The organism is Kocuria sp. BT304 (genome assembly GCF_003290245.1).
Taxonomy (GTDB): Bacteria; Actinomycetota; Actinomycetes; order Actinomycetales; family Micrococcaceae; genus Kocuria; species Kocuria rhizophila_A.
This window is the reverse complement of record NZ_CP030039.1, coordinates 1,306,765-1,333,420: the sequence shown is the minus strand read 5'-3', so window position 1 is coordinate 1,333,420 and position 26,656 is coordinate 1,306,765. Positions and strand designations below refer to the sequence as shown.

The 26,656-nt window shown below is 71.8% G+C and carries 19 protein-coding genes and 2 tRNA genes; 8 read left to right on the top strand and 13 right to left on the bottom strand.

Annotation, left to right across the window (positions count from 1 at the left end):
• Window positions 1–46: 46 nt before the first annotated feature.
• The 3 genes from DNL27_RS06030 to DNL27_RS06020 form a co-directional block, all read right to left on the bottom strand.
• A complete protein-coding gene (locus DNL27_RS06030) occupies window positions 47–700 on the bottom strand; it encodes an ATP-dependent Clp protease proteolytic subunit (RefSeq protein WP_012398176.1) in 654 nt (217 codons plus the stop codon).
• Between the two features lie 227 nt (window positions 701–927).
• On the bottom strand, window positions 928–2,274 hold the full coding sequence (tig, locus tag DNL27_RS06025; RefSeq protein ID WP_012398175.1) for a trigger factor: 1,347 nt from the start codon (window positions 2,272–2,274) through the stop codon (window positions 928–930).
• A gap of 102 nt (window positions 2,275–2,376) precedes the next feature.
• Window positions 2,377–2,449 (bottom strand) — tRNA-Pro (locus DNL27_RS06020).
• Between the two features lie 189 nt (window positions 2,450–2,638).
• On the opposite strand from DNL27_RS06020, the gene DNL27_RS06015 reads away from it, so the two are divergent.
• Window positions 2,639–2,712: transfer RNA gene (locus tag DNL27_RS06015), tRNA-Gly, on the top strand.
• Window positions 2,713–3,374: 662 nt separating this feature from the next.
• Here DNL27_RS06015 and DNL27_RS06010 read toward each other — a convergent pair.
• From DNL27_RS06010 to DNL27_RS06000, 3 genes are read right to left on the bottom strand one after another with little or no spacing between them, the layout of a single operon-like run.
• Window positions 3,375–4,979, bottom strand: a complete 1,605-nt coding sequence (locus tag DNL27_RS06010) for an MFS transporter (protein WP_239494469.1) — start codon at window positions 4,977–4,979, stop codon at window positions 3,375–3,377.
• Between the two features lie 52 nt (window positions 4,980–5,031).
• Window positions 5,032–5,952 carry an Fpg/Nei family DNA glycosylase gene (locus tag DNL27_RS06005; protein ID WP_112234993.1) on the bottom strand — a complete coding sequence of 307 codons (921 nt, stop codon included), beginning with the start codon at window positions 5,950–5,952 and terminating at the stop codon, window positions 5,032–5,034.
• Window positions 5,953–5,967: 15 nt separating this feature from the next.
• Complete coding sequence (locus tag DNL27_RS06000) at window positions 5,968–6,480, bottom strand: ribose-5-phosphate isomerase (protein WP_112234992.1); 513 nt, start codon at window positions 6,478–6,480, stop codon at window positions 5,968–5,970.
• A 257-nt stretch (window positions 6,481–6,737) separates the two neighbouring features.
• On the opposite strand from DNL27_RS06000, the gene pepN reads away from it, so the two are divergent.
• Window positions 6,738–9,317 (top strand): aminopeptidase N, encoded by a 2,580-nt coding sequence (pepN, locus tag DNL27_RS05995; RefSeq protein ID WP_112234991.1) that lies wholly within the window; start codon window positions 6,738–6,740, stop codon window positions 9,315–9,317.
• A gap of 284 nt (window positions 9,318–9,601) precedes the next feature.
• Complete coding sequence (locus tag DNL27_RS12425) at window positions 9,602–10,012, top strand: globin (RefSeq protein WP_012398171.1); 411 nt, start codon at window positions 9,602–9,604, stop codon at window positions 10,010–10,012.
• Between the two features lie 89 nt (window positions 10,013–10,101).
• On the opposite strand, the gene DNL27_RS05985 is transcribed toward DNL27_RS12425, so the two are convergent.
• Complete coding sequence (locus DNL27_RS05985) at window positions 10,102–10,812, bottom strand: hypothetical protein (RefSeq protein WP_012398170.1); 711 nt, start codon at window positions 10,810–10,812, stop codon at window positions 10,102–10,104.
• Window positions 10,809–11,276, bottom strand: a complete 468-nt coding sequence (locus DNL27_RS05980; RefSeq protein WP_058954796.1) for a thioesterase family protein — start codon at window positions 11,274–11,276, stop codon at window positions 10,809–10,811. Before DNL27_RS05980 ends, DNL27_RS05985 begins: the two co-directional genes overlap by 4 nt.
• A 43-nt stretch (window positions 11,277–11,319) precedes the next feature.
• Between DNL27_RS05980 and DNL27_RS05975 the strand changes: the two genes are divergently transcribed.
• Window positions 11,320–12,210, top strand: a complete 891-nt coding sequence (locus tag DNL27_RS05975) for an acyl-CoA thioesterase II (protein ID WP_012398168.1) — start codon at window positions 11,320–11,322, stop codon at window positions 12,208–12,210.
• A gap of 262 nt (window positions 12,211–12,472) precedes the next feature.
• On the opposite strand, the gene DNL27_RS05970 is transcribed toward DNL27_RS05975, so the two are convergent.
• The gene (locus tag DNL27_RS05970; RefSeq protein WP_112234990.1) at window positions 12,473–13,735 is read right to left on the bottom strand and encodes an MFS transporter; all 1,263 of its coding nucleotides are present in this window, start codon (window positions 13,733–13,735) and stop codon (window positions 12,473–12,475) included.
• Window positions 13,732–14,502 (bottom strand): siderophore-interacting protein, encoded by a 771-nt coding sequence (locus DNL27_RS05965; protein WP_112234989.1) that lies wholly within the window; start codon window positions 14,500–14,502, stop codon window positions 13,732–13,734. The genes DNL27_RS05970 and DNL27_RS05965 overlap by 4 nt, the downstream gene beginning before the upstream one ends.
• A gap of 158 nt (window positions 14,503–14,660) precedes the next feature.
• Between DNL27_RS05965 and DNL27_RS05960 the strand changes: the two genes are divergently transcribed.
• The 4 genes from DNL27_RS05960 to DNL27_RS05945 are packed head-to-tail and all read left to right on the top strand — an operon-like array spanning window position 14,661 to window position 23,021.
• A complete protein-coding gene (locus DNL27_RS05960) occupies window positions 14,661–16,136 on the top strand; it encodes a pyridoxal-dependent decarboxylase (protein ID WP_112234988.1) in 1,476 nt (491 codons plus the stop codon).
• A complete protein-coding gene (locus tag DNL27_RS05955; RefSeq protein ID WP_112234987.1) occupies window positions 16,133–18,397 on the top strand; it encodes a GNAT family N-acetyltransferase in 2,265 nt (754 codons plus the stop codon). Before DNL27_RS05960 ends, DNL27_RS05955 begins: the two co-directional genes overlap by 4 nt.
• Window positions 18,394–20,325, top strand: coding sequence for an IucA/IucC family siderophore biosynthesis protein (locus DNL27_RS05950; RefSeq protein ID WP_112234986.1), 1,932 nt, complete (start codon window positions 18,394–18,396; stop codon window positions 20,323–20,325). The genes DNL27_RS05955 and DNL27_RS05950 overlap by 4 nt, the downstream gene beginning before the upstream one ends.
• Window positions 20,322–23,021 carry a GNAT family N-acetyltransferase gene (locus DNL27_RS05945; protein WP_112234985.1) on the top strand — a complete coding sequence of 900 codons (2,700 nt, stop codon included), beginning with the start codon at window positions 20,322–20,324 and terminating at the stop codon, window positions 23,019–23,021. The genes DNL27_RS05950 and DNL27_RS05945 overlap by 4 nt, the downstream gene beginning before the upstream one ends.
• A gap of 286 nt (window positions 23,022–23,307) precedes the next feature.
• Here the strand turns inward: DNL27_RS05945 and DNL27_RS05940 are convergent, their stop codons facing one another.
• From DNL27_RS05940 to ssb, 3 genes are all read right to left on the bottom strand, one after another.
• Complete coding sequence (locus tag DNL27_RS05940) at window positions 23,308–23,688, bottom strand: YciI family protein (RefSeq protein WP_112235774.1); 381 nt, start codon at window positions 23,686–23,688, stop codon at window positions 23,308–23,310.
• A gap of 260 nt (window positions 23,689–23,948) precedes the next feature.
• A complete protein-coding gene (gene ettA / locus DNL27_RS05935; RefSeq protein WP_012398161.1) occupies window positions 23,949–25,631 on the bottom strand; it encodes an energy-dependent translational throttle protein EttA in 1,683 nt (560 codons plus the stop codon).
• A 222-nt stretch (window positions 25,632–25,853) separates the two neighbouring features.
• Entirely contained in the window at window positions 25,854–26,558 is a 705-nt protein-coding gene (gene ssb / locus DNL27_RS05930) for a single-stranded DNA-binding protein (RefSeq protein WP_112234984.1), read from the bottom strand.
• Between the last annotated feature and the right edge of the window lie 98 nt (window positions 26,559–26,656).

The window sequence follows — 26,656 nt, the reverse complement described above, 5'->3', positions numbered from 1 at the left end:
TCCGTCCTGAGAAGTCTTTGGATGTGGGGTGGAGGAGCGCACGCCGCTACTGGGCGTCCTTCATGGTGCCGCCGCCACCGGTCACGTTGCTCGCGGACTGCGCGATGTGGTCGAAGAAGCCGTACTCCAGGGCGCGCTGGGCGTCGAACCAGTTGTCGCGGTCGTTGTCGCGCAGGATGGTCTCGAGCGTCTGCCCGGTCTGCTCCGCGGTGAGCTCCGCGAGGCGCTGCTTCATGGAGAGGATCAGCTCGGCCTGCACGCGGATGTCCGAGGCCGTGCCGCCCATCCCGCCCGAGGGCTGGTGCATCAGGATCCGGGCGTTGGGGGTCGCGTAGCGCTTGCCCTTGGCCCCGGAGGAGAGCAGGAACTGACCCATGGACGCGGCCAGGCCGGTGGCCACGGTCACCACGTCGTTGGGGATCAGCTGCATGGTGTCGTAGATGGCCATGCCCGCGGTCACGGAGCCGCCCGGGGAGTTGATGTACAGGAAGATGTCCGCCTCGGGGTCCTCGGCGGAGAGCAGCAGCATCTGCGAGCAGATGAGGTTGGCGTTGGTGTCGCGCACCTCGGAGCCCAGCCAGATGATGCGCTCCTTGAGCAGTCGGTTGTAGACGTAGTCGTCCTGACCACCCGGCGCCATGTCCTCCATACGCGGAGTGGCCGGCGCGGCACCGTACGGCTGAATGGGAGTGGAGGTCATGAATGCCCTCTTTCTGCTGGACGGGTTCCGGTGGCGCACCGGCAACCCATGAACACTTGCTGTCTCAGAAGCGTAGTGGCCGACCCCCGCGCACGCGTCCGGTGGTGCACCCTGTTCGCTCGCGGCGCATGGTGGCACGCGGACAGCGAAACGCCGCGACCACCGCCCCGTGAGGGGTGTGGTCGCGGCGTCGGCGACGGCGTCCGCACGGGGTGCGGCGCCGGGGCTCACTCGGTCGCGGAGGCCTCGGTCTCGACCTCGTCGGTCTCGGCGTCGTCGCCGGTGCCCACGAAGCTGGACAGGTCCACGGTCTCGCCGTTGGAGTCGGTGACCGTGGCGGTCTCCAGGACCTTGGCCAGGGCCTTGCGGCGGCGGACCTCGCCCACCATCATCCCGGCCTGGCCGGAACCGTCGAGCATCTGCGCGAACTGGTTCGGGTCCATGCCGTACTGCTGGGACATGTTGATGATGTAGTCGATCAGCTCGGACTGCTCCACGCCGACCTCTTCGGCCTCGGCCACGGCGTCCAGGATGATCTCGTTGCGGAACGCGTTCTCCGCGTTCTGGCGGACCTCGGCGCGGTGCTCCTCGGTGTCGTGGCCCGGCTCCGCGGAGGCCTGGGCCTGCTCGGAGTCGAAGTGCTGGGCGAGCTGGTCTTCGATGACCTTCTCGGGCACGGGGACCTCGATGAGCTCCACGAGCTTGTCGAGGACCTTGTCCCGGGCCTCGATGCCCTGCTCCACCACGGCGGACTCGGCGGCCTGCTTCTTGAGGTCCTCCTTGAGCTCGGCAATGGTGTCGAACTCGGAGGCCAGCTGGGCGAACTCGTCGTCGGCCTCGGGCAGCTCGCGCTCCTTGACCGCGGTGACCTTGACCTTGACGGTGGCCTCGGCGCCGGAGTGCTCGCCGCCGGCCAGGGTGGTCTCGAACGTGGCGTCCTCGCCCGCGGAGAGGCCGGTCACGGCCTCGTCGATGCCCTCGAGCATGGTGCCGGAACCCACCTCGTAGGAGAGGTCGTTGGCGGCGTCGACCTCCTCGCCGTCCACCAGCGCCTGCAGGTCCAGGGTCACGTGGTCACCCTCGGCTGCCGGGCGGTCCACGGTCTTGAGGGTGCCGAAGCGGGCGCGCAGCTCGTCCAGCGCCTTCTGCTCGTCCTCGGCGGTGGCCTCACGGGCCTCCACCTGGATCTCCAGGCCCTTGTAGTCGGGCAGCTCGATCTCGGGGCGGATGGCCACGGAGATCTCCACCTTGGTGTCGGCCTCGCGGTCGTTCTCCTCGGGCTTGGAGAGCACCTCCACCTGGGGCTGGGACAGCGGGGTCAGCTCGTTCTCGGTGAGCGCCTGCTGGTAGAAGGCGTTGAGCCCCTCGTTGAGGGCGTTCTCCACCACGAAGTCGAAGCCCACGCGCTGGTCGATGAGCTTGGAGGGAACCTTGCCCTTGCGGAAGCCGGGGATCTGGATCTGGTTGGCCAGCTCCTTGTAGGTCTCCTGCACGAAGGGCTTCAGATCCGTGTACGCGATGTCAATCGTGATCTTCGCCTCGGTGGGATTGAGTTTCTCGACGGCGCTCTTCACTTCCGCTGTACTCCTGGGGTCGTTGGGTGCTTACGGCAACGGACCGGGGTCGGTCCGGTGGGTCGACGGGCACTGCGGCACGGGTGCCGCAGTGCCCAGACGTCGGGGTGACAGGACTCGAACCTGCGATCTCCTGCTCCCAAAGCAGGCGCGCTAGCCACTGCGCTACACCCCGTGCTCGCGTGCCCGGGAAACGAGCCGCGTTCGCTCCGCTCTCGGGCGGGACGAGGGCGCCGGACCACCTCACGGCGAGCCGACAACTGTCCACTCTATCGTGTCGCGGGGCCACGCCCGGAATTCCCGGGTGCGCGCGTCCGGTCGGGTGGCACCCCCTGTGGGCCTCGTGTACTCTTTTCACGTCCCCGGGGGCGTAGCTCAATGGTAGAGCCCCAGTCTTCCAAACTGGCTACGCGGGTTCGATTCCCGTCGCCCCCTCCAGACCCTGAGAGAACCCCGCAGCGCCCGTCGCCGCGGGGTTCTCTGCGTCCCGGCTCCGCTTCACGGGACAGTGTCGGGTGGACCCGGGCTCCACACCCCGCTCCGTCTTGCGGAACCGTCCCGGGCTCCACGTCAGCCGAATCCCATGAGCCTCGCACCCCACGGCCAGCGACGCCGCACGGTCACCGCGCCGGGCCCGCCGACTGTGATGCGCATCGTAACGCGGCGAGCTTCCAGCACCGGTATGCGGCGCACTTGGCGGTCTTTGGAAGATGCCTCTTGCCGTCGAGCGCGATGCTGGTGCCTTGGTGTTCGCGCGGATGGGCGAGGAGTTCGTGTTTGCGACGCTCGTGCCGCCCCTACGCGGCCGCGTTCGGTGTCTGCGGGACGTCCCCACTGGTGCATTGATAACCCACGAAAGAAGCGAGGTCGCCTCTTTAAACCACCCGATTTGGTACCTCCGCGACTGCATTCTGGTGCCCGAGCGCCGACGGCACGATACGACCGGCTAGGTGCCGTGGGACCTGACAGTCACGAACTGGCGGCCTAGCACGATCAGGTGCAGGCCGGCACCGCGCGTGGAACGGTTTTCCAGGGACGATTCCGTGGGCGTTCCAGACCTAGCTCCGGTCCCGCTCGGAAGGCCCGTCCAGCGGTCGTGCTCAGGTGACGGTGTCCTCCTGCCGGGCATTACGCAGTGGTGAGAACACAATGATGAGAGCGGCGAGGAAGAATACACCAGCGCCGATTCCGATCGTCAGGTGGTAGCCGAAAAACGTCAGCATCAGACCCGTCAGGAGCGCCCCGAAAAAGAACACGATGCGGTTCACCGTACGGATGGTGGCGTTCATCCGACCCTGGATCCCGTCGGGCACGACCGATTGGCGGTAGGAGATCTCGTTGGTGTCTTCAATGCCCATAGCGAGGCAATACAGGAACTGTGCGGCGACGACGACGGTGAGGGCGATAGCTGTACTGCTCTGGGCCAGCGGCGTCAGCGCAAGCGTGAGCCACGGGATCACGACCAGGATGCGCCCCAACAAGATCGATCGCCCGGCGCCCAGCCAAGAACCAGCACGGGGGGCGATAATAGCGCCGATGAAGCCGCCGACACCCCCGGCCGCCAGGGCGACGCCGAACGCCCACGCCGGGAGGGCCAGCTCACGTAAGGCGTAGACGGCGAACACGGTAGTGACGATGCTGTTGCCGAGGAACCAAACGTGGACCGAGAGCGCGAGAGGTCGCAGAGTCCGGTGTCGGTAGGTGTACTGCATCCCCTCGATGATGTCGTGCCCCACATACCGTCCCGGCGGGCGAGGCTCGGGCTTGGGCTCTTTGACCTTAATCCGCGCCTGCAGCACGGCGGCGACCACATTGACAGCCGTTTCAAACACAAACAGGAGAGGCGCCCCGATGAGGTTCAGGAGCACACCGCCAAGTGGTGGACCGGCAGTTTGCGCCACAGTTCCGCTCTGACCGAGTCGCGCATTCGCCATCACCAGTGACCCACGTGGAACGATGCGTGGGAGCAACGGCTGCGCGGCGGAGTCGGAGAACAGCGTGAGGACCCCTAGAACAAGGATGACCGCGCCCAGAGACCAGAAGTTCAGCGCGCCCGTGAGGAGCAGCACCGGGACCACTGCAAGCGTCACCGCGCGTCCAACGGTCATAAGCACCAGGGTTCGTTGACGACGCCAGCGGTCCATGAGAGCGCCGACGATAAATCCCAACACGAGATACGGTGCAACGCCGAGAGCGTTCAGGATGCTGATCTGCATTGGGGTCGCGTGCACGGTGGTGACGATGAGCACCTGGAACGCGACCCCTGCGATCGCGCCCCCGAAAGTACGGATCGTCGTAGCACTCCAGAACAACGCGAATGAAGGCTGGCGGAGGACCTCCCGCGCCCGTCCGAGGGGCACTGGTGCGCTGGCAAGAACCTCGTTGTTCATGCCCATGACTATATCCGCGGAGTTTTCCCACGGCTGTCGCGCCTTCGCCCGTGCGGAAATTTTCTTGATCCTGACCCGCCACTGGAAACGCCTCAGCCGCGCACTCGACCCCAAGGCTTCAGCGATGCCCAGGCCATCGCCACGATCGAACGCATCACCCAAGGCACCTTCCGCTTCCTCGAACGCATCTTCCCCCAGATCGGACACATCCTGAAGATCAACCAACTCGACACAATCACCGTCGACGTCATCGAGGCAGCCGCCAGCACCCGCATCACCAGCTAACGCCACATGTTCCCACCAGAAGCCCGCCATTCAACGGTCAACTTCACACCCGTCGACCTCCCCGAGCGTCTGGCCCCCGTGCTCACGCCTGACAGCTCGGGCACCAGTACAGGCCCCGCCCGTTCAGGTCCTGCTTCAGCACCGTGGCCCCGCACCGGCGGCATGGTTGGTCTTGGCGGTGGTACACGTAGTTGGCGTGCTCGGGCCACGCCTCGGCCTCCGGGACACCGGGGCGGTCCTCGGGGTCCGTGGTGATGATCCGCCCCAGCCGCACGCCCACGTGCATGAGCGCTACGTTCTCCTCCCACAGCCCCAGCAGGTCCTCGCGGGTGTGCGAGGTCCCGGGGGTCGTGGGGTCCACCCCGCGGCGGAAGAGGGACTCCGCGCGGAAGATGTTGCCGATCCCCGCGACCACGTGCTGCTCCATGAGCAGCACTCCGACCGGGCGCCGACTGCGTCCGGCGGCGGCCACGAAGGGCTCGGGATCCGCCTCCGGGTCCAGGGGGTCCGGGCCGAGCTTGGCCTCCGCGGCCCTGGCCTCGGCCGGGGTCTCCGCGGCGCACAGCGTGGGACCGCGCAGGTCCGCCCACCCGTGCTCCCCCGCAAGACGCACGCGCACCGCGCCCACGGGGGCGTCGGGGACCACGCGCCCGGCGGCGTCGTGCACCACGGGTCCCGCCGCGGAGCCGGTCTCCCGCTCCCCCAGCCGCCGCGGCGCGCCGATGGCCGACGCCGCGGCGAACGTCTCGTCCCCCGCGAAGCTCCACGCGCCGTAGATCCCCAGGTGCGACCGCAGCACGAGCACGTCCGAGGAGTCCCCCGGGGCGGTGAAGTCCAGGTAGAGGTGCTTGCCGTGGGCCCGCGAGCGCGTCAGCACGCGCCCGTCCAGCAGCGCGGCCCCGGCGGCGAAGCGGCCCTGCGGGCTGGAGACGCGCAGCTGCTGGCCCTCGAAGAGGTCCGCGAGCTGGCGCGCGAGACGGTGGACGGAGTGGCCCTCGGGCACGGGTGCGGGCCCCGCTCAGTTCGCCGTGAAGGGGCGGGGCGTGATCGCGGACAACCTGCCCGCGACGTCCCCGGTGCGCTCGTACTCGCCCAGCTGGGCGATGCGGCGCACGTGGCGCTCGTCCCCGGAGAACGGCTCGGCCATGAAGGTCAGGGCGAGCTGCAGGGCCTCGTCCGTCTCGTGCTGCCGCCCGCCGATGGCCATGACCTGGGCGTCGTTGTGCTCGCGCGCGAGCTTGGCGGTGTCCTGGTTCCACACGAGGGCGGCACGAATGCCCTCCACCTTGTTGGCGGCCATCTGCTCGCCGTTGCCGGAGCCGCCCAGCACGATGCCCAGCGAGTCGAGGCCGTTCGCGCGGTCCTCCCGCACGCCCAGGGCGGCGCTGATGCAGAACGCAGGGTAGTCGTCCGCCGGGTCGTACTCCTGCGGTCCGTGGTCGATCATCTCGTACCCGTGCTCGGTGAGCTTCTGCATGAGGTGGTGGGAGAGGTCGAGGCCGGCGTGGTCAGTGGCGATGTGCACGCGCATGGTGTCAGCAGCTCCTGGTCGGGGTTGCGGCCGTACGCGGCCGCGGGGTCGAGGTACGAGAGCCCACTGTATCGCCGGGCCGGGTGAGCGGGGCACCCGCGGGCCGGGACGACACGCCCGCACGGTGATCTCCCGCCACACAGACGGCCGCGCGGGGACGCACGGCGGTGTGGTCCCCGCGCGGAGTGTGGCGACTGCAATAATGGCCGAATGCGCCGCGCGCGCATGGACTTGTCGTCGAGGAGAGGAACGCCGTCGTGCCCGGAACCAACCTGACCCGTGCGGAGGCCGCAGAACGCGCGCAGACCCTGGCGGTCGAGTCCTATCGGGTGGCACTGGAGCTCACCGGGGATCCGGAGACCTTCCGCGTGCACACCACGGTGGACTTCACCGCCACCCCGGGCAGCAGCTCGTTCATCGACGCCATCACGGCCTCCGTGGAGTCCGTGACCCTCAACGGCGCGTCCCTGGACCCCGCCGAGGTCAGCGACGGTGAGCGGATCCAGCTGCCGGGCCTCGCGCAGCGCAACGAGCTGGTGGTCGAGTCCACCATGCGCTACATGAACACCGGCGAGGGCCTGCACCGCTTCGTGGACCCCGCGGACGGGCAGGTGTACCTCTACTCGCAGTTCGAGGTCGCGGACACCCGGCGGATGTTCCCGGTGTTCGAGCAGCCGGACCTGAAGGCCACGTTCCAGTTCTCCGTAACCGCCCCCGCCGACTGGGCGGTGGTGTCCAACCAGCCGAGCCCCGAGCCGGTGGCCGTGTCCGACGGCGTGGCCCGCTGGGACTTCTCCCCCACCCCGGTGATGTCCTGCTACGTGACCGCGCTGATCGCGGGCCCGTACGTGAGCACCCACGACAGCCTGGTCTCCTCGGACGGGCGCACCATCGAGCTGGGCCTGTTCGCCCGCCGCTCCCTGTTCGAGTACGTGGACGCCGAGGAGATGTTCGAGGTCACCAAGCAGGGCTTCGAGTTCTTCGAGTCCCAGTTCGGGGTGCCCTACCCCTTCGAGAAGTACGACCAGCTCTTCGTGCCGCAGTTCAACGCCGGCGCCATGGAGAACGCGGGCGCGGTGACGTTCGTGGAGTCCTACGTCTTCCGCTCCAAGCCGGCGCAGGCCCGCGTGGAGCGCCGCGCGATCACCGTTCTGCACGAGCTGGCGCACATGTGGTTCGGGGACCTCGTGACCATGCGCTGGTGGAACGACCTGTGGCTCAACGAGTCCTTCGCCGAGTACATGTCCACCCTGGCGTGCGCGCAGAACACCCGGTACACCAACGCGTGGACCACGTTCGCGGCCGGGGAGAAGTCCTGGGGCTACGAGCAGGACCAGCTGCCCACCACCCACCCCATCAAGGCCGAGATCCCGGACCTCGAGGCGGTGCTCGTGAACTTCGACGGCATCACCTACGCCAAGGGCGCCTCGGTGCTCAAGCAACTCGTGGCCTGGGTGGGCCAGGAGGAGTTCATGGCGGGACTCAACCGCTACTTCGGCAAGCACGCGTGGTCCAACACGGAGCTCTCGGACCTCATGGTCGAGCTCGAGGCGGCCAGCGGGCGCGACCTCACCGACTGGTCCGCACGCTGGCTCGAGACCGCGGGCGTGAACACCCTGGTGCCGCGGGTCGAGGCCGACGACGACGGCGTCATCACGTCCTTCCGCATCGAGCAGCTGGGCCAGGAGGGCCACCCCACCCTGCGGCCCCACCGCGTGGCCGTGGGCTTCTACGACCACCGCGAGGACACCGGGCTGCTGAGCCGCACGTTCCGCGTGGAGCTGGACGTGGACGGCGAGTTCACCGACGTCCCGCAGCTCGTGGGCCGCGAGCGCCCGGACCTGGTGCTGCTCAACGACGACGACCTCGCCTACGCCAAGATCCGCCTGGACGAGTGCTCCCTGGCCACGGCCACCACCCACCTCGGGGACTTCGAGGAGTCCCTGCCCCGCTCGCTCGTGTGGGCCGCGGCGTGGGACTCCGTGCACGACGGCGTGAGCCCCGCGAGCGACTACGTGGACCTCGTGCTCTCCAACGTGGGCCACGAGACGGACTCCACGGCCGTGCAGGTGCAGCTGCGCCAGCTGGACGTGGCCCTGGACCGCTACCTCGCGCCCGAGCACGCGGACGAGGTACGCGCGCGGGCCGCGGCGCAGCTGTGGGACCTCACGGCCGCCGCGGAGGCCGGCTCCGACCACCAGTGGCAGTTCTTCCGGGCGTTCCTGCGCCGGGCCTGCACGCAGGAGCAGTTCGACCGCGTGGCCGGCTTCGCCCGGGGCGAGGGCGTCCCGCAGGGCGTGGAGCTGGACACCGACACCCGCTGGTCCGTGCTCACCGCACTCGTGGCCGCGGGCCGTGCGGGCACCGAGGAGATCGAGGCGGCTCTGCGCGAAGACAACACCGAGACGGGTGCGATCGCCGCGGCCACCGCCCGCGCCGCGGTGCCCACCCCCGAGGCCAAGGCGCAGACCTGGCAGCTCGTGGTCGAGCAGGGCGCCCTGCCCAACTCCCAGCAGCAGGCCGCCATCGCGGGGTTCTTCCGGGTCCACGACGACGCCCTGCTCGCCCCCTACGCCGCCCGCTACTTCGCGGAAGTCACGGGGGTGTGGCGGGAACGCACCCACGAGCTCGCCCAGCAGGTGGCCGTGGGGCTCTTCCCGCGCCACGCCACGCAGCAGACCGTGGACGACGCCCAGCGCTTCCTGGACTCCCTCGACCCGGCCCTGAGCGGGCTGCGGCGCATCGTGCTGGAGCGCCAGGACGCCGCGCGCCGGGCCGTGCGCGCCCAGCAGGTCGACGCCGCGGCCACCGGCACGACCGGCGGCTCCGGCCGATGACGGCCGATCCCACCGGCGGCGGAGACCACCGGGACCCCCGCGGGCCGGTCGCCGCGGAGCACGGCTCCGAGTCCGGTGCGGCCCCCGCACCGGACTCCCCGCTCCCCGGTGCCGCGCCCTCCGCACCCCGCGGGGACGCGGGCGCGGCACGTGGCCGGGAGCAGGAGCCCGTCAGTCCCGGAGCGTTCTCGGACGCCGCCGCCCCGGCGGGGCGGCGCGCGTTCACCCTCGGCGCAGTGGGCTCGCGCTCCGCGGGCCCGCCCGTGACCCAGCCGCCCCAGCAGGTGGGCGATGCGCGCGAGGCGGCCGAGGCGGCGTCGTCGGACTCTTTCTACGCCCAGGTGGGCGGGCACGCGACGTTCGAGAAACTCACCCGGGAGTTCTACGCGCGCGTGGCCGAGGACCCGGACTTCAAGGCCCTGTACCCGGAGCAGGACCTCGGCCCGGCCGAGGAGCGGCTGCGGATGTTCCTGGAGCAGTACTGGGGCGGGCCCACCACGTACTCGGAGCAGCGGGGTCACCCGCGGCTGCGGATGCGCCACGCCCCCTTCCCCGTGGACACGTGGGCGCGCGAGACCTGGCTGGCGCACATGCGCGCGGCCATGGACACCCTCGAGCTGTCCCCGCTGCACGACGGGATCATGTGGGACTACTTCGACCGCGCGGCCCACGCCATGGTGAACCGTCCGGGCTGAGATGCCCTGGGCAGCGCTCTCGGGCTGGCACCGCGGCCGCCCCGACGCAGGGGCGGCAGAACCACGGCGTCCGGGGGACCGGCGGCGGCTCAGCGGGGCAGTTTGACGAGCACGTGGCCCGCGCCCGTGCTCAGCCGGGCCCACTGCCCGGTCTGCTCCACGGCCACCCGCACGGTCGGCTCCGCGGACGGGATGAAGCCCAGCACGTCGAGGGCGAAGGCGGCGCCGTCCGGGATCTCGGGACCGTCCAGCGGCCCCCAGTCCGAGGACGCGCCCCACACCCGCGACCGCACCTTCTGCACCACGGGGGCTCCTGCGTCCGGGGGCACGGTGTCCGCGACCGCCTGGACGCCCCGGCGGGCGACCTCGTGCACGCGGTGGGAGGCCACCGTGCCCGCGGCACTCCACCCGGTGCGCGGCGCCACGATCCCCGCCCACGCGGCCGAGACCTGCTGCGGGGGTGCGCTCAGGAACACGGGCGAGGGCTGCGCGGGCTCGGGCTCCGCCGCGACGCGCGCGAGCCGGTCGGTGATCGCGGAGGCCGCCACCGTGAGGTCCAGGTCGCAGGACTGCGCGAGCCCCATGGTGCGCAGCCCCAGCACCACGGGGGCGGTGTCCAGCAGGCCCGCGGGGTGGATCACGGAGACCCACGCGGCGAGCACGCGGTCCAGGCCCTGCAGCCGCACCGCGGCCTGGGGGTCCACGGAACGGGCGCGGCTCACGTAGGTGGCCAGGTCCGCAGCGTCCTGGCGGTCGAGCAGGGTGAAGCCCGCGGCGGCGGGATCTTGAGGGGTGCTCACTGCGCGTGGGAGTACTTGACGTCGTCCTCCAGGGAACCCAGCAGCGCGCGGTGGTCCTCCGAGAGCTTGACACTGCGGCCGGTGTCCGGGTCCATCACCACGATCACGGACTCCCCCTCCGCGTACACGTGGGAGCCGTCCTCCTCCTGCAGGCGGTAGGAGATGGTGAACGAGGAGCCCCCGATGCGCGAGATCCACGTGCGCACGAACACCGGATCCATGCGGAAGAACAGCTGCTCCTTGTAGTCCACGCTCTGGTGGGCCACCACGGTGCGCAGCTCCCCCACGGACTCGCGGAACGTGGTGTCCTCCGGGACACCGTGGTCCGGGTCCTTTGTGACGGGCGAGGCGGTGAGCCGCACACGGGCGTCCTCGAAGTAGCGCAGCATGGTCACGTTGTTGATGTGCCCGTACTGGTCCTGGTCGAAGAATCGCATCTGCACGGGGACGTTGAGGGAAGTCATGGTTCCATCACACCACATCCACCCGCCGGTTTAGAGTGGGTCCATGACTCTGGACCCGACGCAAGACCCCGTGGACGCCCTCATCCGGATGCTCGATCTGGCCGACGGCGGCGGCGCACGCACCACGGAGGACATCTTCGTGGGCCGCACCATCACCACCCCCCGCGCCCGCGTCTACGGCGGGCAGGTGCTCGCGCAGGCCTCGATGGCCGCGATGCGCACCGTGGACCCGGACCGCGCGATCCACTCGCTGCACGCCTACTTCCTGCGTGGCGGGGACATCGAGCTGCCCATCACGTTCGGGGTGGAGCGCGTGCGCGACGGCCGGTCCTTCTCCGCGCGCCGGATCCACGCCTACCAGGAGGGCAAGACCATCCTGTCGATGATCGCGTCCTTCCAGGAGCCCGCCCAGGGGCTCGAGCACCAGGACGAGATGCCGCAGGACGTGCCGGACCCCGAGTCCCTGCCCTCCCTGCGGGAGACCTTCGGCGCCCTGAACATCCCCGAGGCGCGTGCCCAGGCCTTCGAGCGCCCGTTCGACATGCGCTACATCACCGAGCCGCTGTTCCTGCCGTGGCAGGGCCCGCACGACTCCTACAACGCGGTGTGGGTCAAGGCGCTCGCACCGCTGCCGGACGACCCTGCGATCCACCGCGCGGCCCTCGCGTACGTCTCCGACTACACGATGATGGAGCCCATCCTGCGCCGTCACGGCCGGTCCTGGGGCGAGCGCGGCATGAACGTGGCCTCCCTGGACCACGCGATGTGGTGGCACCGCTACGCCCGCGCGGACGAGTGGATCCTCTACACCCAGACCTCCCCGAGCGCGTCCTCGGCGCGCGGGCTGTCGATCGGCAAGATGTTCACCCGGGACGGCACCATGATCGCCACCACGGTGCAGGAGGGCATGATGCGCCTGCCCGAGTTCCACTGAGCGGTTCCGCTCGGAGGACGACGACGCCGCGGGGCCGCTCCTGCGGCGTCGTCGTCCTGTGCGCCACCCGACCCCGGCGACGTGTGACAGCGCGTGCCGCCGGCTCGCGGGGGGAGCATTGGTGCGGCCGCTCCCGGGGCGGTCCCGTGACCTGGCGGCCCAGCGGTCCCCCGCGCGAGGGCGCCTCGCCCGGGGACGCCCGCGAGCGGCGTCGTGACCGCGTGCAGCACTGCCCGCGGCGTCGACGCCGGAACGGAACCGGTCAGTGCGCGCGGGCGAGCAGCGGGTGCGTGCGGCACACGAGCACGCCGGCGGCCGCGGCGAGCAGACCCGCTACGAGGGCCGTGCCGTAGCCGGCCGCACCCGCGACCGAGAGTCCCGCCGAGGCGCCGATCGTGCCGCCCAGCATGGCGATGGAGCTCAGCAGCGTGAAGTCCGCGCCGGCGTGGCCGGGCCGCGCCAGGTCCAGGTTCACGGCGTACATGCCCGTGTTCATGATCGTGTAGCCCGCGAGCACGCAGCACGCGCCGAGGATCCCCAGCAGCACCTCCGCGCCGTGGGGCAGCGCGATCCCGTCCCACATCACGGGCACGAAGCACAGCGCCCCCGCGAGCTGGACCGCTCCGCCGAGCAGCAGCGTGACGCCGCGGCCGTGGCGGCTGCAGAGCTGCCCGCCCAGCAGCGCCGCCGCGAGGGCCGGGGCCGCGGCGATCACGGAGGTCACGGTGCCGATGAAGGCCAGGGACCAGCCCGCGTCCACGAGGGCGGGGGTCACGAGCGACCACACCGCCGCGGAGCCCAGGGTCACGAGCGGCACACCCACCAGGGCCCACCGCTTGGCGCCGGGCACCGAGAGCACGCCGAACATGGCCGAGAGCCCGCCGATCGCGGGCTCTGTGGCCGTGCGCTCGGCCTCCCGGTGGCGCAGCACCGGCACCATAGCCACGGCCGTGCACAGGGCGAGCAGCAGCACGGCGGCGCGCCAGCCCCACGCGTCGTAGACCAGCAGCGCCAGACCGCCCCCGACCACGGTGCCGATGTAGCTCGCGCCCACCTGCACACCCGCGCCGAGGTCGTGCTCGTGGGACTGCAGCCCGCGCACGGACAGCGCGTCCGCGGCGATGTCCTGCGTCGCGGAGAACATCACGAACGCCGCGGCCAGCAGGATCACGGCCCACAGCCCGTCCTGCGGGTCCGAGATCAGGGCCATGGCCAGCAGGGACAGCACCATCAGGGGCTGCAGCACCAGCAGCCAGGAGCGGTAGTGGCCGGTGGTGCGCGCCGGGGACCACCGGTCCAGCAACGGGGCCCACAAAAACTTCAGGGGCCACACGAGGGCCAGCAGCTGCAGCATCCCCAGGGTCCCGAGGTCCGTCCCGCCGTCCCGCAGGATGCCCACGAGCCCGGTCGAGAGGAACGAGGCCCCGATGAACTGCGTGGTGTACAGCGCCCACAGCAGCACCCAGAACGGGCGGGTGGCGCGGACGGGGGCCTCCGTGGGTTCCACCGCGGTGACGGTGCTCATGCGTTCCTCCAGTACGCCGTGGCGTCGATGTTCGTGCGCGGGACGCCGTAGCGGGTCCGCAGGGTGGAGCTGAGCCGACGGTTCTCCTGCGCCTCCACGGCGATCCAGAACCGGTCCGACTCGGTGGGCCGGCGGGAGTCCCAGTCCGCGAGCACGGCGTCCGCCATGCTGGCGTGCTCGCCGCGGTGGGGCACGCGGCGCACGGTGTGGTGGGCGCACGCCGCGACCGGCAGGGACTCGTCCGCCGCGTTGCGGTAGCCGAACCAGACCTCCACGTCCTGGGAGCTCAGCTCGGGCAGCATCGCATTCATCGCGGGCAGGCTCGCGGGGTCGGCCACGATCACGGTGCGCCCCGGGAAGTCCGAGCCCAGCACCGGCGCGGGAGCGTCCTCGGAGGCGCGGCGAGGGCTGCGCTTGGGCTGCCACGGCGGGGTGCTGCCCAGCAGGGACGCCCGGATGCTGTCACCGGGCTCGCACGTGCGCGCCCAGTCGGACGCCGCCCCCTCGTGCAGGGCGAACTCGAGGTCGAACAGGCCCTGCTCGGGGCGCGGGTTGGTCACCGTGAACGCCCGCTGGTGGTCCTTGCCCTCGGACGTGAACCACAGCCGCAGCCACAGGGTGGGGAACGGCGTGTGCCGGACCAGGAAGCCCTCGTCCCGCACGGTGATCCGGGTGTACGTCTCGCTCACCGGCTCGCGGCCCACCACGGTGAGCACCGTCTCGGATGCTCCCAGGGCGCGGACGGCCAGTCGTTCCCAGTGGGGCATGGGAGTCTCTCCTCGGTGGTCTGCTGGATCGCGGGTGCATCACACGTGGTTCCGCGATGTCCGGTGCTTAGGTTAGCCTAACCTCTCGGCCAATAAGATACCGATTCGTATCCTATTGCCTTCTCCGCGTGTCTCCAACGGAAAGCGATCACCGCTCCATGAGCTCTTCCCTGCTGCACCAGGACACCGTGACCGACCTCGTGAGGGACGTCACCGCGGCGTCCGCCGCCGGGGCGGCCCGTATGGCCGCCGCACGTCAGCCCCACGAGCCCTCGGTCCACGAGGACCTCACGGGCGCCGTGTCCCGGATCGACCTCGACGCGCCACTGGGCGACTTCGACGCGACGCTCGACGAGCTGGACTCCACCTGGCTGCGCCACGCCGTGTGGTTCCACCACCCGCGCACGCTCGCCCACCTCAACTGCCCCGTGGCCGTGCCCGCGGTGGCCGCCGAGACCCTGGCCGCGGCGGTCAACGTGTCCCTGGACACGTGGGACCAGTCCACGGCGGCCACCGCGATGGAGCGCTCGCTGCTCGCGTGGACCGCCGGGCGCATCGGCTTCCCGGACGCCGCAGACGGGATGTTCACCCCGGGCGGCACCACCTCCAACCTGCAGGCCCTGATGCTGGCCCGGGACGAGTGCCTCGAACGCTCCGCCCAGACCCCGGGCGCCCCACCCCGGCCTGTGCGGGCCGCCCGGCTGCGCATCCTGGCCGGCGCGGAGGGCCACTTCTCCGTGGTCACCGCCGCCCGCATCCTGGGCCTCGACGACGACTGCGTGATCCCCGTGCCGGTGGACTCCCGGGGTGCCCTGTCCGTGCCCGCCCTGGAACGGGTGCTCGCGGACCTGGACTCCCAGTCCCTGGAGCCCATGGCCGTGGTGGCGACCGCCGGGACCACGGACCGAGGGGTGGTGGACCCCCTGGAGCAGATCGGACGGGTGTGCGGCGAGCGCGGGATCTGGCTGCACGTGGACGCCGCCTACGGGGGTGGCCTGCTGGTCTCCCCCGCCCACCGGTCCATGCTGGACGGCATCGAGCGGGCCGACTCCGTGACCGTGGACTTCCACAAGACGTGGTTCCAGCCGGTCGCGTGCTCCGCCGTGGTGGTGCGCGACGGGCGCACGCTGCGCCACTGCACGCACCACGCGGCGTACCTCAACCCCGCAGACACCCCCGAGCCCAACCAGGTGGACCGCTCCCTGCAGACCACCCGCCGCTTCGACGCCCTCAAGCTCTGGGTCACCCTGCGCACCCTCGGCCCGGACGCGATCGGTGAGATGTTCGACACGGTGATCGACCTCGCGGCCCGTGTGGCGGAGGAGCTGCGCGAGGACCCGCGCTTCGAGCTCGTGTGCGATCCGAGCCTGAGCACGGTGCTGTTCCGCTGGCTGCCCCCGCAGGACTGCGCCGATCCCCGCCCGGACCCGTGGGTGCGGGCGGTCCGCCGCGCCGTGTGGGACTCCGGGCAGGCCACCGTGGCCGAGACGGAGATCGCCGGGCGCCCGTGCCTCAAGCTCACGCTGCTCAACCCGCAGACCACCGTGGAGGACGTCCGCGAGGTCCTGGACCTGGTCCACACCACCGCCCTGCACCTGACCACCCGCGAGCACACCGGAAAGGCTGTCGCATGACCCCCCGTGAATCCGCCCCGTTCCCGACCGACGACGCCGCGCCATCCCGCGCGGCCCACGCCGCTCCGGACCGCAGCACCCTGGACCGCGGCACGCCGGAGGACCCCCTGGACCTGCTGTGCGTGGGTGTGGGCCCCTTCGGCCTGGGTCTGGCGTGTCTCGCCGACCCCCTGACGGACGTGCGCGCCGCCTTCCTGGACGCCGCGGACGGCTTCGACTGGCACCCCGGGCTGCTCTTCGAGGACGCCACCCTGCAGGTGCCGTTCCTGGCGGACCTCGTGACCATGGCGGACCCCACGTCCCGGTTCTCGTTCCTGCAGTGGCTCAAGGAGACGGGCCAGCTCTACCCGTTCTACGTGCGGGAATCCTTCTACCCGTTGCGGCGGGACTACAACGCGTACTGCCGCTGGGCCGCCGAGCGCGTGCGCGGGGTGCACTGGGGCCACCGGGTCGTGGAGGTCACCCGGCCCGCCGGTGAGGGCCCGTGGTGCGTGGAGGTCGACGCGCACGGCGAGCGCCACGTGTGGTGGGCCCGCCACCTGGTGGTGGGCACCGGCACCGTCGCGCAGCTGCCCGCGCAGCTCTCGGAGGTCTCCGGGGCCACGGTGCACGCGGGTGAGTACCTCACGCGGCGCGAGGACCTCGTGAGCCGGGAGCACGTGAGCGTGGTGGGCTCGGGGCAGTCCGCGGCCGAGGTGTTCCTGGACCTGGTCACTGCCCCGGACGGTCCCGCGGTGGACTGGATCACACGCTCGCCGCGCTTCTACCCCATGGAGTACTCCAAGCTCTCCCTGGAGCTGACCTCCCCGGACTACCTGGACCACTTCCGGTCCCTGCCGGAGGCGGAGCGGGACCGGCTCAACGCGTCCCAGCCGCAGCTGCACCGCGGGATCTCGGACGACACGGTGGACGCGATCCACGAGGCGCTCTACGTGCGCCGCGGGGACGCCCACGCGGCTCCGGTCCGTCTCGTGGCGGCCACCGAGCTGACCGGTGCGTGGCACGAGGCCGGGCGCACGGTGCTGCAGTGGCGCCACACGGAGAACCACCGGGTGCGCGAGACGGTCACGGACGCCGTGGTCGCCGCCACCGGCTACCGCCCGGCGGCCCTGGACTGGCTCGAGCCGGTCCGCGAGCAGCTCGCCCTGGACTCGGCGGGGCGGCTGAGCCCCGAGCGCCACCACCGGGCGAGTGCGGACGGCACCGTGCACGTGCTCAACCACGGGGAGCACACCCATGCCCTCACCGCACCGGATCTGGGCATGGGCGCGCTGCGCAACGCCCACGTCCTGGCGCACGTCACCGGACGCACCCCCTACGCCACCGAGGCGCACACCACGTTCCAGAGCTTCGGGATGATCCAGCAGGCCGCCTCCGTGCCCCGGGTGGACCCCTCCCAGTGGCACGACGGCGCTGCAAGCCTCCGCGCGCAGGGCCGCTCGTTCTCGCTGCGGCCCGTGGACGTGGACGCCGATCTGCCGCTGCTCCACGCGTGGCTCAGCGCCCCGCGCGCCCACGCGTGGGAGCTCGTGGGCGCGTCCCCGGAAGACGTTGCGCGCGAGTACCGCCGGATGGCCGCGGCCCCCGGTGAGGACGCGTGGCTCGTGAGCGAGAACGGTGAACCCCTGGCCCTGCTCGAGACCTACGACCCCGCCCGCAGCCCGCTCGCCGCGGTGTGGCCCGTGCGCGACGGGGACGCCGGTCTGCACCTGTTCGTGGCTCCGTCCACCCGTCCCGTGCCCGGCACCACGCGCGCGGTGATGGCCGCGTCCCTCCGGTTCCTGTTCGCGGACCCGGCGGTGCGGCGGGTGCTCGTGGAACCGGACGTGCGCAACGAGAAGATCCGCGCGATCAACCGGTGGGCCGGGTTCCGCGAGGTCGGCGAGTGCCGGCTGCCGGGCAAGACCGCGTGCGTGAGCGTCGTCGACCGCGCGTACCCCGCCCCCTGGAAGGACGGGGAGGACGACGCCGCCCGCGAGCGCCGCAGTGTCCCCTCCTCCCCGGGCGACGACGTCAGGAACTCGCCCGCTCCCGGCGGCCCGCGCCCCGCGGCCGCAGACAGCCGCGAGCGACGCCCTGCACCGCACTCCCCGGGCGTCGGAAGCCATGGCGCCGAGGACGCGCCCGCACCCAGCGGTCCCCATCCCCCGGCCGCCACCGCCCGGGACGGTTCGGCACCGACCCCGCAGGAGCGGACCGCGCCCTCCACGGCAACCACCCGGCTCGCCGCCGAGCACCGCAGCACGGAGGTGACCCGATGACGGACCTCGGTCAGCGGCAGCACCCGACCGACGGCGCCCGGCGCACCGCACCGCACCCCACGCGGGCGCCCGGCCTGAACCGGGAGGCGGCGCGTGCACTGCAGCGGGACGTGCTGGCCAAGATGTTCTCCGAGTTCAGCCATGAGCGGCTGCTCAGCCCCGTGCCGCATGGCGCCGGGTGGACGGTGGCGGACGCCTCCGGTGCCCCGCGCTGGTTCTTCGAGGCCACCCGGCACCCGCTCGAGCATTGGGAGGTGGACCCGGACTCGGTGCGCCGCCTCGACCCCGAGCACGCACCGGACGGCTGCCCCGGCGACAGCGATGCTGCGTCATCGGCCGCGCCGGGACCGGGCGTGGTCGTGCCCGCGAGCGCGGACGGCCGGGAGACGGGCGGCACCGCGCCGGACGCCCAGCAGGCCGTGCTGGATCTTAGGGACGCGCTGGGGCTCAGTGACGAGATGCTGCCGCTGTACCTGGAGGACCTCTCCGCCACCATGTACTCGATGGCGCGGCGTCGTGCGGCTCCCGCGCCCACCGCGGCGGAGCTGGCCCACAGCGAGCTGCCCGAGGTGGAGCGTTTCCTGGACCGCGGACACCCCGGGTTCGTCGCGAGCTCCGGGCGCGTGGGCCTGGGCGCCGCGGAGGCCGAGGCCTGGGCGCCGGAGGCCGCCGAGCCCACCCCGCTGACGTGGCTGGCCGCGCGCCGGTCCCTGTGCACCGTGTCCCTGGGCGTGGAGCTGGACGACGAGGAGCACGTGCGGCGTCACCTCACGATCGGCGAGCGCGAGCGCTTCCGCGAGGTGCTCCGCGACGCCGGTGAGAACCCGGACGACTACACCGTGATCCCCGTGCACCCGTGGCAGTGGGAGCACCGCATCCTGCCGGGGATGCTCCCGGACGTGCTGCGCCGGGACCTGGTCCTGCTGGGAGAGGGTGACCACCTCTGGCGGGCCCAGCAGTCCCTGCGCACGTTCCTGGACGTCACCGACCCGCACCGGGACTACGCCAAGACCGCCATGGGCGTGCACAGCATGGGTTTCCTGCGGGGACTCTCCCCCGCGTACATGCGCGCGATGCCCGCCATCAGCGACTGGCTGCACACGATTACCGAGCAGGACGAGTTCCTCCGTGAGCGCGGCATCCGGGTACTGCGGGAGCACGCCTCGGTGGGCTACACCGGGGACGCGCACCACCGCAGCGGGGTGCGCTCGGACCACACGAAGCAGCTGGCCGCCCTGTGGCGCGAGTCCCCGCTGCCCCTGCTGGCACCGGGTGAGCACGCCGCGAGCCTCGCCGGCGTGCTGCACACGGACCGCGCCGGGCGCCCGCTGGCCGGGGCGTGGATCGAGCGCTCGGGAGTCCCTGCGGAAGACTGGGTCCGGGCGCTGCTGGACGTGTACCTCGTGCCGGTGGCCCACCTGCTGCTGTCCCAGGACACGGCGATGATGCCCCACAGCGAGAACGTGATCCTGCGGCTGCGCGACGGCTTCCCCGTGGGGGCGTTCTGGAAAGACCTCGGCGAGGAGGTCGCCGTGCTCAGCAACCGTCCGCTGCCCGCAGAGATCGAGCGCGTCCGGGCCGTCACGGACCCGGAGGAGCGCGAACTCGCGGTCCACACGGACGTGCTCGACGGCGTGCTGCGCCACCTGGCCGTGCTGCTGCACACCACCGGGATCCTGGACGAGACGCGGTTCTGGCGGATCGCCGCCCAGTCCCTGGACGAGCACCGCGAGCGGTTCCCCGAGCACTGGCGGGAGCTAAACCTGTTCCGGGAGAGCTTCGCGCACTCGTGCCTGAACCGGCTGCAGCTGCGCAACCCCCAGCGCATGGTGGACCTCGCGAACCAGTCGGAGTCCCTGACCTACGCGGGCCGGCTGGAGAATCCGCTCGCCGCGTTCCGCGACCACACCCGAGGAGGAGTTCGATGATCGAGGGACAGGGATGGCGGGTCTTTCGTGATCCCGCCGGCGTGCCGCACGTCCAGGCCGAGGACCTCACCGCGCTGGCCCACGGCCACGGGTACGTCACCGGTCTGGACCGCGCGTGGTACGCGGAGGTGCTGCGCCGCCGGGCCGAGTCCCGGTCCGCCGAGCTGCTGGGCCCGGACGCGTTCGAGGCGGACGCGCTGAGTCTCGCCGCGGACGTCGTGGGCACCGCGCGGCGCTGGTGGGAGGCGGCGTCGTGGCCGGACCGGGAGTTCTTCGCGGCGTACGCCCGGGGGATCTCGGAGGCGCTCGCGCGGGTCTGGGCCGAGACCCCCGATGTGCGCGAGGCGGGCCTCGCGCAGGAGCCCCCGCGCCCGTGGGACCCGTGGACCCCGATCGCGGTGCACCTGGACGCCCACCTGCTCACCGGCAGCCTCCCCGAGCAGCTCTGGCGACGCCGCGTGCGCCGCGTGCTCGGTGAGGCGTGGGTTCCCGTGCTGGACGCGGAGTCCCCCGCGGGCGCGGGCTCCAACGCGTGGCTCGTCCCCGGGGAGCTCTCCGTGAGCGGCGCGCCGCTGCTCGCGGCGGACCCGCACCGGATCGTCGAGGAGTCCGGGCCCTACCAGCCCGTGTGCCTCTCCGCTCCGGGGCTCCGCGTGCGCGGTCTGGCCCTCGTGGGCCTGCCCGGCGTGGCGCACTTCGGGCGCACCGAGACCGCGGCGTGGGCCATCACCGCGGCCATGACCGCGACCGAAACGCTCACCGAGCTGCCCGTCGAGGCGCGGGACGGAACGTGGCACGTCACGGGCACGGGCGAGCCGCTCGCGGTCCGCCACGCCGTGCTGCGGGCCCGCGACGGTGTGGAGCGGCCCGTCACCGTCCGTTGCTGCGGGGCCGGCTTCGTGCTGCCCGGCACCGAGGCAGAGCAGGCCCTGCTCGACGACGCCGCCCCCGGTGCCACCGCGACCGTCACCGTGGTCTCTCCCGCCCCCGTGCCGGAGCCCTCCCGGGCGCTCGCCGCGTGCCGGGAGCTGCTCGGTGCCCGGACGGCGGAGGACGTGATGGCCGCGCAGTCCGGGTGGGCCGTGCCGTGCAACGACGTGCTCGCCGCGGACTCCGAGGGGCGGTGCCGCCACACGGTGGCCGGGGCGTTCCACGGGACCGCTGAACCACCCCGTGAACCGCGCGGGATCACGGTGCGGGCCAACCAGCGCCCCTCGGACGCCGAGGGCTCCGCGGCGCGACTCGCGTGTGCCTCCCCGCACCGGGCGCACCGGGCGGCCGCCCTGCTCGACGCCGCCGTGGCCGAGCACGGGGTCGTGCGCCACGAGGACCTGCTGGCCGCGCAGCTCGATACCGCGGCACCCCACTGGCCCCGGCTGCTGCGGAGTCTCTTCGCCGAGCCGGTACGCGCCGCCGGGGGCGCGCCCGAGGACGACGCACCCGTGGCGGGTCGCCCCGCCGCGCCCGGGCGACGGCTCTCCCACACCGCCTCCTGGGTGCGGGCCCGGCTGCTCGCGTGGGACGGGGACATGGCCACCGGGTCCACCGTGGCGTCCTGGTTCGCGGTGTGGCGCGACGCGTTCGTGCGCGAACTCGTGGACCGCACCGAGCTGCGCGCGCTGACCGGACCCACGGGCATGCCGGCACTGTGGGACCCGTACCTGGACGGCACCGGACGGGTGGGTCTCGCGGTGGAGAACATCGTCCGCCGCGGACCGGGCCTGGGAGTGGACGTCACCGGGTGCGCCCTGGAGGCCCTGGAACGGGTGGCTGAGCAGCACCTGGGACCGTCCGGGTCCTTGCTGCCCCCGTGGGGGACCCTGCACGCGTTCGCCCCGTGGCGCGCGGACCCCGCCATGACACCTGCCACGCCGGTGGCCGTGGGCGGGGACACCGACTGCCTGCTCGCCGCAGGCACCCTGCCCGGCTCGGGGCCCGCGTGCCTGCGGGTGCCCGCGGCCCGGGTGCTGTGGGACCTCGCCGACCCCGCGGCGTCGTGGTGGATCACCCCCGATCCCGTGGACCGCGGCCGGCTAGACGAGGCCCCCGTGCACCGCTGGGCGCGCGGCGAGATGGACCAGGCGCTGCCGTTCGTGCCCGCGGGAGCGGTGGGCACCCCGGGCAGCGTGATCGACCTCGGCACGATCCCGGCAGACGCGGCGGACGCCGGAGCGCACGCTCGGCTGCGCGCCGTGGATCCCGCGCACGACGCCGCCGTGATCCACGAGTGGGTCAGTGCACCCCGCGCGCGCTTCTGGGGCATGACCGGGCTCACCCGCGAGCAGGTCGCGGAGGTCTACGGGTACCTGGCCGACTCCCCCACCCACCACGCGTGGCTGCTGGAGCTCGACGGGACCCCCGCCGGAATCTTCCAGACCTACGAGCCGCACGCCGATCCCGTGGGTGCCGCTTACCGGGTGGAGCCCGGGGACCTGGGGGTCCACGTGCTGCTCGCGCCCACGCGGCAACGCGCGCCGGGATTCACCGGAGCGTTCGGGCGCGCGGTGCTCAAGCAGATCGTCCGCCACGGCACCGCACGGCGCATCGTGGCCGAACCGGACGTGTCCAACGACCGCGCCCTCGCCCGGCTGGAGGCCACCGGCTTCGAGCTCGGCCCCGCCATCGAGCTGCCGGGCAAGACCGGGCGGCTCGCGTTCCTGCGCCTCGACGGATCAGCCGCCCACGCCCAGGGCTGACGACGCCCGCTGCCCACAGGCGCTGGAGGGTGTGAGCCCACCCCGGTCGTCGTTTGTCGAAGGGTGACCGGGGTGGTGCTGCCGCGGTGGCCGCCCACGCCCCGGGAGCACCGGGCATCGTCGCGACCGGGGACAATGTCGCGATGACCGGACCGTCGTCGTGACGGGGACCAGCCTCGTGCTGGCCGGCCGGGCTGCCCCGGGGCACGAATCCTGGGAGAGGCTCTTTCCGTGCCGCGCCGAGGCTGCCGCTCGCCCGATCGACGTCCGGGGCCGGCCCCCGGACTCACTCCCCGGGGGTCATGACCGGGCGCAGCTCCACGGTGTCCCCGGGGCAAAAGAACGCGGCCGCGAGGTGCTCCGCACGCTCGCGAGACGTGACGTCGATGACGAAGAAGCCCGCGAGGTGCTCCCCGTTCCCGGAGTAGGGTCCGTTGGTGGGAACGGGTTGCCCGTCGTGGACGTAGACGCGTGCGGCGGCCGGGTCGCCGAGCGGGCAGGCGAACACGACCTCCCCGTTCGCCTCCGCCTCGCCCACCACGCGGTCCCACGTGGCGCCGAGCTCGTCCTTCTGCGCCTGCGGTAGGGCCTGGTACTCACGGGTGTGCTCGCTCGTGGGGTGCGCCCACGGCTGCGGGTTCGAGTGGATCAGGATGACGAACTTCACGGCGGTGCTCCTCGTCTCGGTCCAGCGCGGGTGCCGGACGTGCACGGTCCACAGGTGCGCCACTCCAGTGTCCCCGGTGGCCGCCGACCGTGCACGGAACCTCGCACCCCACCGGGCCCGACATGAACGCCACGTGCATCTCATCCGACGACACGATCCCCGCAGCTCCTTGACATTCAGGGTGCTGCGGGGATCGCTGGAACCCGCCCTGGTGCGGGCGGTGACCGGGGCGTCGTCGTGCGGCGGACCGGGCAGAGCCGTCAGTCGCGCGTGAGACGACGGTGCGTGAGGCGCTTGGGCCGAGCGGCGTCGGCGCCGAGTCGCTCCACCTTGTTCTCCTCGTACGCGTCGAAGTTGCCCTCGAACCAGTACCAGGTGTCCGGGTTCTCCTCGGTGCCCTCCCACGCGAGGATGTGGGTGGCCACGCGGTCCAGGAACCACCGGTCGTGGGAGACCACCACGGCGCAGCCCGGGAACTCGAGCAGCGCGTTCTCGAGCGAGCCGAGGGTCTCCACGTCGAGGTCGTTGGTGGGCTCGTCCAGCAGCAGCAGGTTGCCGCCCTGCTTCAGCGTCAGCGCCAGGTTCAGGCGGTTGCGCTCACCACCGGAGAGCACGCCGGCCTTCTTCTGCTGGTCCGGGCCCTTGAAGCCGAACGCGGAGACGTAGGCGCGGGACGGCATCTCCACCTTGCCCACGTTGATGTAGTCCAGCCCGTCCGAGACGACCTCCCACAGGGTCTTCTCCGGGTCCAGGTTCTCGCGGTTCTGGTCCACGTAGGAGATCTGCACGGAATCGCCGATCTTCAGCTCGCCGCCGTCGAGCGGTTCGAGACCCACGATGGTCTTGAACAGGGTGGACTTGCCCACGCCGTTGGGACCGATCACGCCCACGATGCCGTTGCGCGGCAGCGAGAACGAGAGCCCGTCGATCAGGGAGCGGTCCCCGAAGCCCTTCTTGAGGTCGCTGGCCTCGATGACCTGGTTGCCCAGGCGGGGCCCCGGTGGGATCTGGATCTCCTCGAAGTCCAGCTTCCGGGTCTTTTCGGCCTCGGCCGCCATCTCCTCGTAACGCGCCAGACGGGACTTGGACTTGGTCTGGCGGCCCTTGGCGTTGGAACGGACCCATTCGAGTTCGTCCTTGAGACGCTTGGCCTGCTTGGCGTCCTTCTTGCCCTGGATCTCCATGCGCTTGGCCTTGGTGTCCAGGTAGGTGGAGTAGTTGCCCTCGTACGGGTAGAGGCGACCGCGGTCCACCTCACAGATCCACTCCGCCACGTGGTCCAGGAAGTACCGGTCGTGGGTCACGGCCAGCACCGCACCGGGGTAGCTCGCGAGGTGCTGCTCGAGCCACAGCACGGACTCGGCGTCCAGGTGGTTGGTGGGCTCGTCCAGCAGCAGCAGGTCCGGCTTCTCCAGCAGCAGCTTGCACAGTGCCACGCGGCGGCGCTCACCACCGGAGAGGACCTTCACGTCCGCGTCCGGCGGGGGGCAGCGCAGGGCGTCCATCGCCTGCTCGAGCTGGGAGTCGAGATCCCACGCGTTGGCGGAGTCGATCTCCTCCTGCAGCTTGCCCATCTCCTCCATGAGGGCGTCGAAGTCGGCGTCCGGCTCGGCCATCTCCGCGGAGATCTCGTTGAAGCGGTCGAGCTTGGCCTTGATCTCGCCCACGCCCTCCTCCACGTTGCCGAGGACCGTCTTGTCCTCGTTCAACGGGGGTTCCTGCAGCAGGATGCCCACGGAGTAGCCGGGGCTCAGCCGGGCCTCACCGTTGGAGGGCTGGTCCAACCCCGCCATGATCTTCAGGATGGTCGACTTGCCCGCGCCGTTCGGGCCCACGACGCCGATCTTGGCGCCCGGGAAGAACGACATGGTGACGTCGTCCAGGATGACCTTGTCGCCCACTTTCTTGCGGGCCTTGTTCATGGTGTAGATAAATTCCGCCATGCCCTCCAGGCTACCGCGCCGCCGTGCCCCCGCGAGCCACGATCCCGGTGGGCACCGCGGTGGTGTGGCCGGTGCCACCGTGGGCGGGGAGGCATTCCGGCCGGACCCGGAACACCCCCGTGTGTGCGGTGGCCCCGCGGGCTCGCACGCGCCCCGCGAACGGTGCACCCGCTAAAGCCCCCGCCCACCCGGAACGCGTCTGGGCGCTCGGCCGCGGGCCACTCACGAGGCGGCCGCTGCCGGCTCCCTGTCCTCGGACGTGGAGCTCTCCCCCGCGGTGTCCTCGTCGTCCCCACCGGCGTCCCGGGTCCCACGGGTCTCGTCAGTGCCATCGCCGTGGGCTCCCAGACCGTCGAACGTGTGGTCGTCCGCGTCCACGGCGATCACCGCGCCGGAGGTCACGTCCACGTACCCGTCCTCGCTCAGGCCCAGGGACTGCGCGCCCCGGTACCGGGCTCCGGTTCCCGCCTCGTCCTCGCCCCGGACGACGCCGCTCGCGCCGTCCGCGGAACCGTCACCGGTGTCCTCCCGGGCCTGTGCGCCCTCGGCGTTGCCGGAGCGCTGGGCCCGCCCACCCGAACGGGAGAAGTTGGCCGTGCCGAAGCTGAGGTCGTGGCCCACGGCGGCGGCGTCCACCTGGACCACCGTGCGGGGTCCGGTCTCCGACTGCCACTCGTTGATGCCCAGCTTGCCGGTGACCACCACGGGGTGCCCGCAGCGCACGCTGGCCATCACGTGCATCGCCAGGGTGCGGAAGCAGCGCACCGTGTACCAGTTGGTGGACCCGTCCTGCCACGTGTTGCTGGCGGCGTCGAAGCGCCGGGTGGTGGTGGCCAGGCGGAACCTGGCCACCATGGTGCCGTCCTCGAACAGCCGTGACTCCGGGTCCTTGCCCACGAATCCGCGCAGGGTGATGTGCTCGCTCATGAGGTGCTCCTCGTCTCGTGACCTCCCGGGGCGTCCCGGTGCGGTCGGTGAACCCCGGTACGGGGTGCTCCCACTGTCCGGCGCACCGGGGCCGCCGC

What these genes read in the sequence shown, in the direction of transcription:
- DNL27_RS06030 (WP_012398176.1), bottom strand. Translation starts at nt 700, where the DNA reads ATGACCTCCACTCCCATTCAGCCGTACGGTGCCGCGCCGGCCACTCCG.
- DNL27_RS06010 (WP_239494469.1), bottom strand. Translation starts at nt 4,979, where the DNA reads ATGGCGGGCTTCTGGTGGGAACATGTGGCGTTAGCTGGTGATGCGGGT.
- DNL27_RS06000 (WP_112234992.1), bottom strand. Translation starts at nt 6,480, where the DNA reads ATGCGCGTGCACATCGCCACTGACCACGCCGGCCTCGACCTCTCCCAC.
- DNL27_RS05980 (WP_058954796.1), bottom strand. Translation starts at nt 11,276, where the DNA reads ATGACTTCCCTCAACGTCCCCGTGCAGATGCGATTCTTCGACCAGGAC.
- DNL27_RS05975 (WP_012398168.1), top strand. Translation starts at nt 11,320, where the DNA reads ATGACTCTGGACCCGACGCAAGACCCCGTGGACGCCCTCATCCGGATG.
- DNL27_RS05970 (WP_112234990.1), bottom strand. Translation starts at nt 13,735, where the DNA reads ATGAGCACCGTCACCGCGGTGGAACCCACGGAGGCCCCCGTCCGCGCC.
- DNL27_RS05965 (WP_112234989.1), bottom strand. Translation starts at nt 14,502, where the DNA reads ATGCCCCACTGGGAACGACTGGCCGTCCGCGCCCTGGGAGCATCCGAG.
- DNL27_RS05960 (WP_112234988.1), top strand. Translation starts at nt 14,661, where the DNA reads ATGAGCTCTTCCCTGCTGCACCAGGACACCGTGACCGACCTCGTGAGG.
- DNL27_RS05955 (WP_112234987.1), top strand. Translation starts at nt 16,133, where the DNA reads ATGACCCCCCGTGAATCCGCCCCGTTCCCGACCGACGACGCCGCGCCA.
- DNL27_RS05950 (WP_112234986.1), top strand. Translation starts at nt 18,394, where the DNA reads ATGACGGACCTCGGTCAGCGGCAGCACCCGACCGACGGCGCCCGGCGC.
- DNL27_RS05945 (WP_112234985.1), top strand. Translation starts at nt 20,322, where the DNA reads ATGATCGAGGGACAGGGATGGCGGGTCTTTCGTGATCCCGCCGGCGTG.
- ettA (WP_012398161.1), bottom strand. Translation starts at nt 25,631, where the DNA reads ATGGCGGAATTTATCTACACCATGAACAAGGCCCGCAAGAAAGTGGGC.
- ssb (WP_112234984.1), bottom strand. Translation starts at nt 26,558, where the DNA reads ATGAGCGAGCACATCACCCTGCGCGGATTCGTGGGCAAGGACCCGGAG.